Source organism: Citrobacter sp. Ct235 (genome assembly GCF_030332305.1).
GTDB lineage: Bacteria > Pseudomonadota > Gammaproteobacteria > Enterobacterales > Enterobacteriaceae > Citrobacter_A > Citrobacter_A telavivensis.
This window is the reverse complement of record NZ_JAOWIC010000049.1, coordinates 682824-696475: the sequence shown is the minus strand read 5'-3', so window position 1 is coordinate 696475 and position 13652 is coordinate 682824. Positions and strand designations below refer to the sequence as shown.

The window sequence follows — 13652 nt, the reverse complement described above, 5'->3', positions numbered from 1 at the left end:
TACTCAAGAGTTACAGGCGTAAAAACGCCTCGTCAAACATCGCTGACGATAACCCGGTAAGCCCGAGAGAAGGGGAATTCAGAAGTTAGCTTCGCTCAAGCAGAAGTTATCGCAGCACGATACCGATAACGCTTGAGCACTGGCGATCGCCAAAAGCATGTGAAGCGATGAATCGTTCACAGTACAGCATAAGTATCCTCCTTTTATTTATCCGAATGTTAATCGATGGTGAAAGTGTAAGCGCAAGTGATGAGACAGCGCAAGCCTGAAGGCCCGGCAGCGTACGCCACCGGGCCGTTCATCAGATGGAAGTACGACGATAATCGCGATATTCCGCCTGCCAGAAGTTCTCTTCGATAGCCTGCAACAGCGCTTCGGCAGAGGTTTTCACCGCCACGCCCTGTTGTTGCGCCATCTTACCGACGGCAAACGCAATGGCGCGCGAAACGGTCTGAATGTCTTTCAGTTCCGGTAACACCAGCCCTTCACCATTGAGCACCAGAGGCGAGTACTGGGCCAGCGTTTCACTGGCGGACATCAGCATCTCATCGGTAATGCGGGATGCGCCGGAGGCAATCACGCCCAGTCCAATCCCGGGGAAAATATAGGCGTTGTTACACTGGGCAATAGGATAGATTTTGTCTTTCCAGACCACGGGCATAAACGGACTGCCGGTGGCGACCAGCGCGTTACCTTCCGTCCAGGCGATGATGTCCTGCGGCGTTGCTTCCACACGCGAGGTGGGGTTAGACAGCGGCATTACGATCGGGCGCGGGCAATGCTTGTGCATTTCGCGGATGATCTCTTCGGTGAACAAACCGGTTTGTCCGGAAACGCCGATCAGAATATCGGGCTTAACGTTACGGACTACGTCAAGCAGCGACAATACGTCGTTGTCGCTGTCCCACGATTGCAGATTTTCACGTTTCTGCACCAGTTTGGTCTGGAAGGAGAGTAGATTCGGCATCTGGTCGGTCAGCAGGCCAAAACGGTCCACCATGAAGACTCTCTGGCGCGCGGCCTCTTCGCTCAAACCTTCACGCTGGATCTGAGCAACTATCTGCTCGGCAATACCGCAACCGGCGGAACCCGCGCCGAGGAAGACAATTTTCTGCTCGCTGAGCTGGCTACCTGCCGCCCGGCTGGCGGCGATCAGCGTACCAACGGTAACCGCAGCGGTGCCCTGAATGTCGTCGTTGAAGGAGCAGATTTCGTCGCGGTAGCGGTTAAGTAGCGGCATGGCGTTCTTCTGCGCGAAATCTTCGAACTGCAGCAGAACGTCCGGCCAACGGTGCTTAACCGCCTGAATAAATTCATCGACAAACGCATAGTATTCATCATCGGTGATACGTGGATTTCGCCAGCCCATGTACAACGGATCGTTGAGCAGTTGCGGGTTGTTGGTTCCCACATCCAGCACCACAGGCAGGGTATAGGCAGGGCTAATCCCACCACAGGCGGTGTACAGTGAAAGCTTCCCGATTGGAATGCCCATCCCGCCGATCCCCTGGTCGCCAAGACCGAGGATACGCTCGCCGTCGGTCACCACGATCACTTTGATGTTGTGGTTGGGTACGTTTTGCAGGATGTCGTCCATGTTGTGGCGGTTCTGGTAGGAGATGAACACGCCGCGCGCGCGACGATAAATCTCGGAGAAACGTTCACAGGCAGCACCTACCGTTGGGGTATAGATAACCGGCATCATCTCATCGAGATGGTTGTGAACCAGTCGGTAGAACAGGGTTTCGTTGGTATCCTGAATATTGCGCAGGTAGATGTGCTTGTCGATTTCCGTTTTGAATCCCTGATACTGGATCCAGGCACGTTCCGCCTGTTCTTCAATCGACTCGACCACTTCCGGCAGTAACCCCAGCAGGTTGAAGTTACGGCGTTCCTCCGTACTGAACGCACTGCCTTTATTCAGTAAGGGAAATTCCAGCAGTACCGGGCCAGCGTAAGGAATATAAAGGGAACGCATTTTTTTGCTTTTGGTTTCCATGTCACTCACTCTTTTTTGGATATCCGTCCCTGGCACTTTTTATAATACGTCGCCATTCCACCAGGGTATCGGGCACAGAGTATAAAGCATTGCGAATGGATTAAGGCTTTTTGTAAGCAAAAACACCATCGCGGTTGCGATGGTGTTTATCGTCATATTCGGGCTGTACGGTTACTTCTTGCTGTCTGCGTGGCGTTTTCTGCCGGTAGGGTTGTTCACCACGCTGGATTTTTCACCTTCAGTCACCACTTTGCGCTGATTGGAGATTTTATGGTCCAGTCCAAGAATATGACGGGCCTGACGGTTCGATTTCATTCTAACTCCTTTATCCTGTTACTGGTTTCAAGGATGAGTCCATGTGACTTCGGACGAAATATAACCCTTAAGGTCGACGATACAGAAAAATACCGACCTGATTGATGGTCGGCCATTTTCTCTGAAAGGTCAATGTGTAAGCAGGGAATTAAGAAGTCTCTGCTAACCGCCGCAAAATCTCCCGAACGTCCTATACTTGTTATCCCGACGATAAAAAGGAGAGAACGATGACTATCCATAAGAAAGGTCAGGCACACTGGGAAGGCGACATCAAACGCGGAAAAGGCACTGTTTCGACGGAAAGTGGCGTGCTTAACCAGCAGCCTTATGGTTTTAATACCCGTTTTGAAGGGGTGAAAGGCACCAACCCGGAAGAGCTGATTGGCGCGGCGCATGCCGCCTGTTTCTCAATGGCGCTGTCGTTGATGCTTGGCGAAGCGGGCTTCACGCCAGAGGCTATCGACACCACGGCGGACGTGTCGCTGGATAAAGTCGATGCCGGTTTTGCCATTACCAAAATCGCGCTGCATAGCGAAGTGAAGGTACCGGGAATCGATGCCGCCACCTTCGACGGTATCATCCAGAAAGCGAAAGCCGGTTGCCCGGTGTCGCAGGTGCTGAAAGCTGAAATCACCCTCGATTATCAACTGAAGTCATAGCGACAGTATGCCCGGTCGCGTGATGCGAACCGGGCATAAAAGCCTTACCGCGACAGCCAACCCTCATCATGCTCATTCGTATAGTTAAAACGTCGACTAACCAGCGCCAGGAATAACGTCCGCTCTTCGCCCTGGGCTGTGAGCCATGTCTGTATAAGAAACAAACGTAACGTTTTATTTTTTCCAGGCGATCACTGGTGGTAGAACGCGTAAAAAATGCGCTGAATAATTAAATGCGATCAGTACTTCAACGGGATATTTTTGATGTCTTTAAGATAGCCGTTCTCAATAACAATATATCCCCCGTTTTTCAAATCAGACAAAATGCGCATGATAGCACTTCTGGATGCCCGGATTTTTTCCCTGATATAAGGTTCGACAAGAACACTGTCCCGTATAGACTGCGGTTTCTCCATTAACTCATAAAGTTGCATTCGTACGGCTTCAAAAACAGTCGGAGCGGTTAGTTTGAATATCACTTCAGGCATAATGCTGGCAATTAACTGTAAATGTCTGGCAAAGGCTTCCCAAAGTTGGTGTTCGTTAAGTAAGGCATAAAAATAATCAAGGTCGATGATGGCAATTTCGGCTTTTACAATAACCCTGATTGTATACGCGGATATATAATCTACATGAATAGGTATGATGCCGCGCATTGTTGGTGCTTCTATATATTCGATAAGCACATCATCAGGTTGGCGATGTATTGAAATAACGCCACTGCGTATCATGTAGCATTTTGTCTGGTTTTTAGTGCTTCTTGTAAATCGGTGCCCTGATTCAAACGTTTTATATTCAAGTTTTGATTCAAGCTTTTCCATTATATAACGGCAATAAGTACTGTCCGTCTTGGTCGAAGCGTGTTTAATGGTGGTTGTCATTAGGTTTCGCAACGTAAAAAAGTATCATCGTATTATGATAGCAACTTTTGTGAAATTCACCTAAAAATGAAATCGATACCTGTCAGAATCTATCCTGACAGGATGGTGTTGCGTACGGTAATGTACGGCAATGAGAGATGAAAAGTATCGCATTGCCTCAGGGCGTTCGACGGTCTTCTCCCGATGAAGAAAGTAACCGGCTGAAGCGACTCACGCTACGGTACGTGGGGTCTGTCACCCAGCAGTGAACGTCGCGGTTTGTGATTTTAAACGCTTCCCACTTTTTTTCTCGACGGTAATGGCATCAGTACTCACCGAGTATCAACACACTGACAATGTCAGTCTAAAAGATGATTTGTTTTATATTACGGCTAGTAATGGTCTATTTCTTTTCTGCGTAGATTACGCTACCGCCGCTGACTTAACACTGTTCATCGTCCTTAATGATTATCGGTAAGCGAATATCTGTCTCGCATTTTTTATTTGTCAAGATTTTTCTAAATGAAAATGGGAGCACCTTTATTTTGCCCGTTTCAGACGCCCTCATTACTATCATTTCCACCTGGGAACGTACCAAACGAGTTGTCAGGCAGGCATTGCCCAGTCAGACAGGATGATGGGTAATGAAAATATTCGCAGAACAGATGAAATGTTTTTGTAGGGCACTGTTCATTTGAATATTGGGCTCTGTTTCAAACGCATAGCGCGTAATTGTACTGGCGAACATACATAAGGATTATTAAGAGGTTTTATGATGAATACTAAAAAATTAGTACTGGTACTGGCAATGGCTTCATGTGCAGCATTTGGTACCGCCAATGCGAAAGATCAGGGTCACGGTACTGTGACTTTCACGGGTTCAATTATTGATGCCCCGTGCTCCATTACTCCGGAAAGTTCTGAACAAACCATCGATCTGGGTCAGGTTTCTAATATGGCACTGGAAGACAGCGGCAAATCTATTCCGCAAACTTTCAGCATCAAGCTGGAACAGTGTGATATTTCAGGTACTGACAAAACGGTCACCACGACCTTCTCCGGTACTGCATCTGCCGTTGACTCAAAAATGCTGGGCATTGAAGGGACTGCGAAAGGCGCTTCTGTAGGGATCAGCACCACCACCGGTACGCTGATTGAATTAGGCAAACCTTCTCCGGCATATACCTTCCTCGCGGGTCCTAATGAACTGCGCTTTGCCGCCTATCTTCAGGGTGACGGTGCTTCCGCCACTATCGTCCCGGGTACCTTCCAGGCCGTGGCTAACTTCGCTCTGACGTATCAGTAACAGCGACAGGGCAGAATACCTCTGCTGTTTGCTTTCTTCACGCCATGTTGGCGGTTGTTTTCCGTGTGCTAACAACAGACAGCATGGCTTGTTTAAGGGATGATCTCGTTGGAATTTTCGTATGTCATTGAACCATACTTTTTACGGCAAAGTACTTCCCTGCATGCTTGCACTGTCCGTGTCAGGGGCGCTTTCAGCGGCCTATTCCGACCACGGACGTGTCGATATGCAGGGGAGCATTATTGACACTCCCTGTGCGATTGCCACCGCCGATCTCTCCCAGAGTATTGATATGGGCGATACCACAATAGGCGAGATTTACCTGAACGGACGCGGGCGGCCAAAACCGTTTTCTCTGAATCTGGTTAACTGTGTCCTGAGTTCGGGGGATTCTGCCCGCAGCCATTTTCGTACCACCTTTGACGGGCCTTCTGCTAAAGGGCTGTTCAGCGTCAGTGGGGCGAAGGGTGTGGGGTTACAGATAACTGATTCCACCGGTAACGTCGCAATCCCCGGCGAGCCACTTCCGGCCGGTATTCTGACCCCAGGTTCGCAGCGTCTGGATTACAACCTTCGCCTGGTGAGCGACCTTAGCCACCTGAAGGCAGGTGATTATCACGCGATTTTGCGTTTTAAAGTGGATTACCTCTGAAGGTTTATGACATGGAAAGACTCATGATGCTTGCTACAGGTGAGCAGTCACCCCGCCAGATATACAGTCTGCTTTGCCCTGTTGCAGTGAGTGTGTTATTGGCGCTGTGTGCTATGCGTAATGCCAGAGCAGAAGAGACCGTGCAGTTCAACACCGAAGTACTGGATGTTAAAGAACGCGCCAACATTGACCTGAGCCAGTTTTCGCAGGCGGGTTACCTGATGCCGGGTAAATACCAAATGACGCTGCGGGTGAATAAATTTGAAATTCCTGACCAGCAAATTGAATTCCTTGCGCCTGAAAATGACCCGAAAGGCAGTCAGGCGTGTTTGACTCCTGAGATGGTGAAGCAGTTTGGCCTGAAGGATGCGACGCTCAAAGCAGCCACCTGGTGGCACGATAATCAGTGTCTGAATGTGTCATCCTTGCAGGGGATGACGGTAAGACCCGATCTCGGTACCGGTTCCTTATACATCAACATGCCTCAGGCCTATCTCGACTATTCATCGGAAGATTGGGATCCGCCTTCTCGTTGGGAAGACGGCATCCCGGGGATACTGTTTGATTACAGCATGAATGCCATGAACTCAAACCAGAACGACGGTGGGCATAACCGTACGGTCAGCGGCAACGGTACCACCGGGGCGAATGTTGGCCCGTGGCGTCTGCGAGCTGACTGGCAGGCACAGTATAACAAGTCCAGCGGGACGAACGGCAGCACACAGAAAAACTGGGACTGGAGTCGTTATTACGCTTACCGTGCCATCACCTCACTTGGGGCAAAAATGGTGCTGGGGGAAACCTCGCTGGACTCTTCCATGTTCGACAGTTTCAACTTCACCGGTGCGAGCCTTGCCACCGACGATAACCAACTGCCACCCAACCTGCGGGGTTATGCGCCGGAAGTGGTGGGGGTGGCGAAAACCAACGCTAAGGTCACCGTTAGCCAGCAGGGACGTGTGATTTATGAAACCACCGTTGCCTCCGGCCCGTTCCGTATTCAGGATTTGAACTCGGCGGTGTCAGGGAAAATGGATGTGAAAGTGGAAGAGCAGGACGGCAGCGTCCAGACCTTCCAGGTCGACACCGCCAGTATTCCTTATCTGACCCGTCCGGGGCTGGTGCGCTATAAATTTGCATCCGGCAAACCGATGAACGACATACACCATACTCAGGGGCCAGAGTTTGGTACTGGGGAGTTTTCCTGGGGGATTAATAACGGTTGGTCATTATACGGCGGTGGGTTATTTGCCGGGGATTACAACGCGCTGTCCGTGGGGATTGGCCGGGACTTGCTGGCGCTGGGTGCTATCTCTTTTGACATCACGCAGTCTCAGGCTAAGCTGCCGGATGAAGGCACGCTGAGCGGCAAGTCTTTTCGGGTCAGCTATTCAAAACGCTTTGATGAGTACGACAGCCAGGTCACGTTCGCCGGCTACCGTTTCTCCGAGCGCAACTTTATGAGCATGTCCCAGTATCTGGACCGCCGTTACAGTGAAAACACTAACAATGGTAACGATAAAGAGCTTTATACCGTCACGTTCAATAAACAATTTCGTCAACTCAACAGCAGTGCCTATCTGAACTACAGCCACCAGACCTACTGGGACCGTGAAGCGAGCGACACCTGGAACCTGTCACTATCGAGCGCATTTGATGTTGGGCAATTCAAAAATGTCAGCGTCAGCATTTCCGCTTACCGCTCTATGTATGACGGCACTAAAGATGACGGCGTCTATCTGAGCCTTTCCTTACCCTGGGACAATGGTGGCACCATCAGCTACAACAGTCAGTACAGCGATGGCGGAGCCACTCGTACAGCGGGCTACTACAACCGTATCGACGAGAACAACAATTACCGTATTAATGCGGGCACCTCTTCCGACGGGCGCGGTACCGCCAGCGGCTATTTCACGCATGACGGCAGTATGGGCAGCATCACGGCTAACGCCAGTTACACGGGCAGTGAATATAACGCGTACGGATTGTCGATGCGGGGCGGGTTGACGGCCACGGCGCAAGGGGCCGCATTACACCGCACGAACATACCTGGCGGGACCAGAATGCTGGTCGATACCGACGGCGTAAGCGACGTGCCGGTACACGGCATGGGCGGCACGGTGCGGACGAACTATTTTGGTAAGGCGGTGGTGAGTGACATCAGCAGCTACTACCGCAGCACGGTAGATGTTGACCTCGACAAACTGCCGGACAACGTCGATGCCACCCGTTCGGTGGTACAAGGCACCCTGACCGAAGGCGCCATTGGCTACCGTAAATTCGGGATCCTGGCCGGTGAGAAGGCTATGGTGGTGGTGAGACTGGCTGACGGCAGTTTCCCCCCGTTTGGTGCTGAGATCCGTAATAAAGAAGGGACGCCGACTGGCATCATCGGCGATGGCGGCAGCGCATGGCTGTCGGGTATTCGACCGAATGAAAAAATGGATGTGTACTGGAGCGATGGCGTGCAGTGCCGTATCGACCTGCCGTCTCCGCTGCCGAAAGCAAACAAAAGCTTATTGCTGCCGTGCATTACGGTCGCGGACTAACCGAAGAATCGTTGACGCAGGCATGGCGGCGACATGACAGCAGGCCGGATGCCCGTGACTCCTCAATCTTAATAAAGAAGTGAATAAGCATGAACGTGACAATCCCGAAAAATCGTATCCACATCGCTCTTAGCCTGATAGCCCTGACGCTGGTTACCCAGCAGGCACACGCCGCGATTGCCCTTGACCGCACGCGGGTTGTGTTCAACGGCGGACCAAAATCCATGACCTTGTCGGTGAGTAACCAAAATAAATCCCTGCCGTATCTGGCCCAGTCCTGGGTGGAAGATGCGAAGGGTAACAAAATTGAGGCTCCGTTAACCGCGCTACCACCGCTCCAGCGGGTGGAACCGGGCGCGAAAGGGCAGGTGAAAGTGCAGATGACGAGTGACAAGAGCGTACTGCCGCAGGACAGAGAATCGCTGTTTTACTTCAACGTGCGTGAAATTCCACCGAAAAGCAGCAAGCCCAATACGCTGCAACTGGCGCTTCAGACGCGTGTGAAACTGTTCTACCGTCCGGAAGCGATCGCCATTGGACGCGGCGAAGAAAATGAAGCGCAGAAAAAACTGACGCTGACCCGTCAGGGGGATGGCTGGCAACTGAATAATCCTACGCCGTACTTTGTCACCATTGTGGCGGCCTCGTCCACGGCAAAAGGGAAATCGCCCGCTGATTTCACACCGGTGATGGTTGAACCGAAAGGCAATATTGCGCTGGGTACCAGCGCGGCAGCACTGGGCAACAATCCGGTACTCACGTTTGTGAATGACTTTGGCGGGCGGCCGCAGTTGACCTTTCGCTGCAATGGCAGCACCTGCACCGTAAGCAATCTGAAAGCGGGCTAATGAACGAATCAGGCGGGCAAACACAGGAGGGGCAAATGCGTAAAGGAAAACAACACATAATGTTGATTTCAATCCTGGCCGGTATGTTGCTGTGCTCCTGCACGGCTGGCGCGAGTGATGACTGGGACATTCCCGGTAATCACGGCGAGCTGGAGGTGTCTGGTTCGCTACGCGAAGGCGTCTGCCAGTTGGATATGCGTTCGGAGTTTCAGGATGTGAAGATGGACAGTTCGGCATTGGCAAATCTGGTGCATCCGGGGGATACCGGACGACCGGTGAAACTGGTGCTTCATTTATTGGGCTGCCAGGTGGCCAGATCGCCGAAGGCGGGCAAAGAAGAGATGCCCGCTGTTAGTTTTCAGTCACCGTCTGACCCGGATGAACCCTCACTATTGCGCATGGGCGGGGTGACAGGGATTGGGTTACGCATCCTGGATGAACAGGGGAAACAGGTTTTACCGGGCACCCGGCATAAACCGCAGTTCTCGACTGAAGGCGGCAATGTTGTGGTGTACACCGTGCTGCCCGTGCGCACCAAAGCGCCGTTGACCACCGGTGACTTTGTAGCCTCGGTAGATTTCCGGATGAGCTATGAATAAGGAGTTCGTGAAATGACCGTTACCGCTCGCGTTTTTTCAACGCTGTTAATGGCGTCTGCGCTGCTTGTTTTACCTTCGACGCAGGCCGCGCCTGGCAATATGGGTGACAAATACTCACTGGATATCAACATGTACGGGACGCTGGTGGCGAACAGTTCCTGCACGTTTAATGAGGGTGGGCCATTGCAGGTCGATTTTGGTGACGTGCAGTTGAAAGAGGGTGATAACAACACGGTCGAAGTGGACGGTGAGTACAGTAAACCCATGCCCGCTGATTTTACCTGTATCGGGGAGACTGGCGGGTTGGGGCTATTGCAGATGAAATTCACCTCCACCTCCGGCAGTTATGAAACCTGGCAGGGAACCGCCGTGATGGCGGTAGATAAAGGTATTGTCGGTATTGAGATGCAGGTGAACGGTACGGCTCAAAATATGGATGAATGGTTTGATGTCGATCCTGATGCGATACCGGTGCTGACCGCTAAATTGGTGCAGCTCAGCACCACTAACAGCCAGAATGTGGTCAGCGGCGACAAATTCAGTGCGTCCGGTACGCTGACGCTGGCGTTTAACTAAAGGTGCCTGTGATGAAAATACGTCTTCTGGTTGTCGGTGTGCTGTTAAGCCCGTTAGTCCTGAACTCAATACCGGTGGCTATTGCTGCCGGGACGGGCGACAGCAACCAGGTTAATTTTACCGGACGTTTTATGCTGGGCGGACCCTGCAAGTTAGATCCACAAACGACGGATATCAAACTGGATTTTACCACGGTGGTAAAGAAAGAACTCTATCTCCACACCCGCACCAGCGCAATACCGTTCACCATCAAGCTGACGGATTGTGACACGACGAAAGCTGACCAGGTGGTTATTACGTTTGGCGGGACGGAAAGCACCTTGCTTGGCGCGTTAGCGGTCACAGGGGAGGCAACAGGCATTGCCATTGGTATGGAAAAACTGGACGGCACACCGCTACCGTTTAATAAGGCGACGCCGGGTTATACCCTGACCAGCGGTACTAACAATATTACGCTTCAGGCTTACGTCATCGGTGAACCCGATGCGATAACCGCACAAACGATAACCGCCGGTGATTTTACGGCGACCGCAACTTTTGAACTGGCGTACCCCTAATCCTCAAGTAGAAAATACAAAATGAGAAACCATACTTTTAGACTAATGTTTTTTATATTACTCTTTACATCTATCCATGCTTATGCAAATTGGAATAATATTCCCGGCTATCATAGTTATCATGCGGGAGGGCCTCAGACCTTCTGTCAAAATGATTGGTATGTTCCAGCCGGAGAGGGGCTTTCGATTTACGCTGATGGTGTGGCTGGTAATGATACTGTATTAACAGTAGGGAGCCCAGGTACTTGCTTCATGCCATCAGGCAATATCGTACCAAACAATTATGTCCCGCGGACGGGGATGTACGCGATTAAGGCATATGTGTGTACACTGACTGATTCATGCCTTAATTCCTCTCAATATGTTATTTCAGGTTTCACGAATATTCGATCTGATATCTCCGTGAGAGAGCAAACACTAACTTTTGGAAATGCTGCTAACGAAATAACTATCCCGCCGAATGGCGTCAAAATGACAGGGTGTTATATGCTGATAGATGAAAGTGGGAATGAATACACTCTTCAAAGTAGCCCTGAGGTAGCTGGTTTTTGCACCGGTGGTACACCTCTTCCACCCGATCCTCCTGTGGATACATCCTGTACTATCAACAACGGTAATGCGCTTGATGTGAATCTTGGGACAATCGAACGCGCTAAATTACCTACTGTAGCGGGCTCAGGGGAGGACAAAAGTGTCCCTGTCGAGGTGGTTTGCACGGGAGAAGATTTAACGGTCAATATGCAACTTGACTATATTGCAATCACATTAGGGGCTTCTGAAATAGTCAAATCTGATGCGGAAGGGCTGGGGGTGGCTATTTCTTATAATGATAAAGTTCTTTCCACTACGGATATTACTCCCGTAACGTTACAGAAAGGGGTAAATACGCTCAACCTCTCATTTCAGGCAGTACGTGACCCAAACGTTGCCGAAGGTGATGTACCCGTTGGTCAATTTAAAGCCAGCGCAACGTTAGTGATGACACAGCAATAGATTATAACGATGAATATTCATTACGGCGAAACTTTGCCGCTGCGTAGATTTAATAATGCTGGCGTCACCCTGTTATTGTTTCTTTGGCTGTGTTGCGGCCTGAATATTGTTTTACTCAATCGCGGCGGGGCGGGATTGTCCCTGCCGCAAAACCTGATGGCCTGGGCGTTTATGGCGCTGATTGCGCTCTGGTGTCTTTATACTCTGCCGCTAAAACGCAGGATAACCTTGGGCAAACTGCCCGCGGGGACTCTGCTCATCATCGCGGGCGTCGTGTGCTGGTCTTTGCCGCTGCTGTGGTCTCCGCGCCCGGACTGGCAGCTTAACGCATTACCCAAAGTTCTGGCGCTGTGGGGTATGGCCGCATTTTATATTCTGCTGCTCTGTTCCACGTCGTGCTGGCGTCTGCGTTCCCACTGGTTATTTGTTCTGGTCATCTCGGCACTTTTGCAGGCGGTGTATTCGGTTTGGCAGATAGAAACATTGCAGGATTTACCCGGTGGACGGCCTTATGCCAGTTTTCAGCAGGTCAATGTGTTGGCCTCTTTCCTGGCGACCGGTCTGGCATGCGCGCAATGGCTTTTTTTACAAAGCGGCGAGAGATGGGCAAAAATCGTCAATGGATGCGCGCTCCTCGTATTACCCCTGATGCTCGTTATCCTGCAAAGCCGGGCCGGACAGTTAGGTGCAGCATGCGGCATTTTCCTGCTAACGGTTATCACTATCCGCCGTAAAAAGCGCATGACGTTACGCGCAATGTTGCTGATAGCCGCAGGCACAGGCTTAGGGGTGCTGTGGCTGCATTTTGCACCGGATTTACTTCCCGTCGTCGATAAACAGAATTCCAATTTTTACCGTTTATACATGCTCAAGCTGTCCTGGCAACTGATTCAGTTACATCCGATTGCAGGCAATGGGTATGGCAGTTTTGAAGCTTTGTTTGGGCAACTGGCGCAACACAACCTGCCGGGTTTAGAAGCGGCAACGCTTTTCTATCCGCACAACGAACTGTTGTATGCCTGGGCTGAAGGGGGGCTGGTTGCCGTGGCTGGAATAGCGCTTATTATCCTTGGCGTTCTGAAACGCCTGTGGTGCACTAATGGCGCTAAATGGGCCGGGATCGCGCTGCTGTTACCGATTGCAGTCCATATGAATCTGGAATATCCAGTCTATCAATCCATCACGCATGGCCTGACGATCATCATGCTGCTGACGGTTTGCGGCAGCGCGGTTCAAACCGTCAGTACAGGACAATATGGCGAGCATAAAACATCGCGCTCAGGCTTGCTTTGTCGCGGTCTGGCGGGGATAGCTTCACTGGCGGTGCTGGTTTTTATGCTCACCGGACTGCAAACCCAACATACTATTACCCTGGTTGAGCAACAGGGGTTGGTGCCCCTGGCGCTCGATGAACAGGCCGTCACGGCGTCATTACTCAATCCCTATAGCCAGTCCAGTCGGCTGGATTTTGACCGGCATGTGGCGATGCTACTGAGATTCAACCAGACGCGAGATCTTGCGCTGCTCGACGCGTTTCGTCACTGGGCAACGGATTATCTGCAAGTCCATAACGATCCCGAGGTCTATGCCAGCCTGCTGATGATTTCTCGTGCGCAGAATTTAGCCTCCGCAGAGTCGATATGCCGGGGGGCAAACGGCCGCTGGCCATCCGATCCACGATTTGTCTGTGGTAACGCGCAATAGCGTTATGCGCACGTAACCTCTGCCGGCAGTCGGCA

The 13652-nt window shown here is 51.3% G+C and carries 13 protein-coding genes; 10 read left to right on the top strand and 3 right to left on the bottom strand.

The features are described from left to right. Window positions 1-301: 301 nt before the first annotated feature. Together maeA and sra are read right to left on the bottom strand one after the other, a co-directional pair. Window positions 302-1999 (bottom strand): malate dehydrogenase, encoded by a 1698-nt coding sequence (gene maeA / locus OGY35_RS20415; protein ID WP_286633280.1) that lies wholly within the window; start codon window positions 1997-1999, stop codon window positions 302-304. A 171-nt stretch (window positions 2000-2170) separates the two neighbouring features. After that, window positions 2171-2314 (bottom strand): stationary-phase-induced ribosome-associated protein, encoded by a 144-nt coding sequence (gene sra / locus OGY35_RS20410; RefSeq protein ID WP_061077521.1) that lies wholly within the window; start codon window positions 2312-2314, stop codon window positions 2171-2173. Between the two features lie 227 nt (window positions 2315-2541). On the opposite strand from sra, the gene osmC reads away from it, so the two are divergent. Beyond that, window positions 2542-2973 (top strand): peroxiredoxin OsmC, encoded by a 432-nt coding sequence (gene osmC, locus OGY35_RS20405; protein WP_178825552.1) that lies wholly within the window; start codon window positions 2542-2544, stop codon window positions 2971-2973. Window positions 2974-3212: 239 nt separating this feature from the next. On the opposite strand, the gene OGY35_RS20400 is transcribed toward osmC, so the two are convergent. Beyond that, window positions 3213-3854, bottom strand: a complete 642-nt coding sequence (locus tag OGY35_RS20400) for a helix-turn-helix domain-containing protein (protein ID WP_286633279.1) — start codon at window positions 3852-3854, stop codon at window positions 3213-3215. 754 nt (window positions 3855-4608) lie between these two features. Between OGY35_RS20400 and OGY35_RS20395 the strand changes: the two genes are divergently transcribed. The 9 genes from OGY35_RS20395 (at window position 4609) to OGY35_RS20355 (ending at window position 13617) form a co-directional block, all read left to right on the top strand. After that, window positions 4609-5139, top strand: a complete 531-nt coding sequence (locus OGY35_RS20395) for a fimbrial protein (RefSeq protein WP_286633717.1) — start codon at window positions 4609-4611, stop codon at window positions 5137-5139. Window positions 5140-5260: 121 nt separating this feature from the next. Beyond that, window positions 5261-5791 (top strand): fimbrial protein, encoded by a 531-nt coding sequence (locus OGY35_RS20390; RefSeq protein ID WP_286633278.1) that lies wholly within the window; start codon window positions 5261-5263, stop codon window positions 5789-5791. Between the two features lie 26 nt (window positions 5792-5817). Then, window positions 5818-8340, top strand: coding sequence for an outer membrane usher protein (locus tag OGY35_RS20385; protein ID WP_286633716.1), 2523 nt, complete (start codon window positions 5818-5820; stop codon window positions 8338-8340). A gap of 89 nt (window positions 8341-8429) precedes the next feature. Continuing rightward, complete coding sequence (locus OGY35_RS20380) at window positions 8430-9188, top strand: fimbria/pilus periplasmic chaperone (protein ID WP_286633277.1); 759 nt, start codon at window positions 8430-8432, stop codon at window positions 9186-9188. A gap of 59 nt (window positions 9189-9247) precedes the next feature. After that, window positions 9248-9787 (top strand): fimbrial protein, encoded by a 540-nt coding sequence (locus OGY35_RS20375; RefSeq protein ID WP_286633276.1) that lies wholly within the window; start codon window positions 9248-9250, stop codon window positions 9785-9787. A 12-nt stretch (window positions 9788-9799) separates the two neighbouring features. Continuing rightward, window positions 9800-10363 carry a fimbrial protein gene (locus OGY35_RS20370; protein WP_286633275.1) on the top strand — a complete coding sequence of 188 codons (564 nt, stop codon included), beginning with the start codon at window positions 9800-9802 and terminating at the stop codon, window positions 10361-10363. A gap of 11 nt (window positions 10364-10374) precedes the next feature. Next, on the top strand, window positions 10375-10920 hold the full coding sequence (locus OGY35_RS20365) for a fimbrial protein (protein ID WP_286633274.1): 546 nt from the start codon (window positions 10375-10377) through the stop codon (window positions 10918-10920). Window positions 10921-10941: 21 nt separating this feature from the next. After that, on the top strand, window positions 10942-11913 hold the full coding sequence (locus OGY35_RS20360; RefSeq protein ID WP_286633273.1) for a fimbrial protein: 972 nt from the start codon (window positions 10942-10944) through the stop codon (window positions 11911-11913). A gap of 9 nt (window positions 11914-11922) precedes the next feature. Then, entirely contained in the window at window positions 11923-13617 is a 1695-nt protein-coding gene (locus OGY35_RS20355) for a PglL family O-oligosaccharyltransferase (RefSeq protein ID WP_286633272.1), read from the top strand. Window positions 13618-13652: the final 35 nt, after the last annotated feature.

Excerpts from the sequence above, each read along its gene's own strand:
- maeA (WP_286633280.1), bottom strand. The coding sequence starts at position 1,999 with ATGGAAACCAAAAGCAAAAAAATGCGTTCCCTTTATATTCCTTACGCT.
- sra (WP_061077521.1), bottom strand. The coding sequence starts at position 2,314 with ATGAAATCGAACCGTCAGGCCCGTCATATTCTTGGACTGGACCATAAA.
- osmC (WP_178825552.1), top strand. The coding sequence starts at position 2,542 with ATGACTATCCATAAGAAAGGTCAGGCACACTGGGAAGGCGACATCAAA.
- OGY35_RS20400 (WP_286633279.1), bottom strand. The coding sequence starts at position 3,854 with ATGACAACCACCATTAAACACGCTTCGACCAAGACGGACAGTACTTAT.
- OGY35_RS20395 (WP_286633717.1), top strand. The coding sequence starts at position 4,609 with ATGAATACTAAAAAATTAGTACTGGTACTGGCAATGGCTTCATGTGCA.
- OGY35_RS20390 (WP_286633278.1), top strand. The coding sequence starts at position 5,261 with ATGTCATTGAACCATACTTTTTACGGCAAAGTACTTCCCTGCATGCTT.
- OGY35_RS20385 (WP_286633716.1), top strand. The coding sequence starts at position 5,818 with ATGCTTGCTACAGGTGAGCAGTCACCCCGCCAGATATACAGTCTGCTT.
- OGY35_RS20380 (WP_286633277.1), top strand. The coding sequence starts at position 8,430 with ATGAACGTGACAATCCCGAAAAATCGTATCCACATCGCTCTTAGCCTG.
- OGY35_RS20375 (WP_286633276.1), top strand. The coding sequence starts at position 9,248 with ATGTTGATTTCAATCCTGGCCGGTATGTTGCTGTGCTCCTGCACGGCT.
- OGY35_RS20370 (WP_286633275.1), top strand. The coding sequence starts at position 9,800 with ATGACCGTTACCGCTCGCGTTTTTTCAACGCTGTTAATGGCGTCTGCG.
- OGY35_RS20365 (WP_286633274.1), top strand. The coding sequence starts at position 10,375 with ATGAAAATACGTCTTCTGGTTGTCGGTGTGCTGTTAAGCCCGTTAGTC.
- OGY35_RS20360 (WP_286633273.1), top strand. The coding sequence starts at position 10,942 with ATGAGAAACCATACTTTTAGACTAATGTTTTTTATATTACTCTTTACA.
- OGY35_RS20355 (WP_286633272.1), top strand. The coding sequence starts at position 11,923 with ATGAATATTCATTACGGCGAAACTTTGCCGCTGCGTAGATTTAATAAT.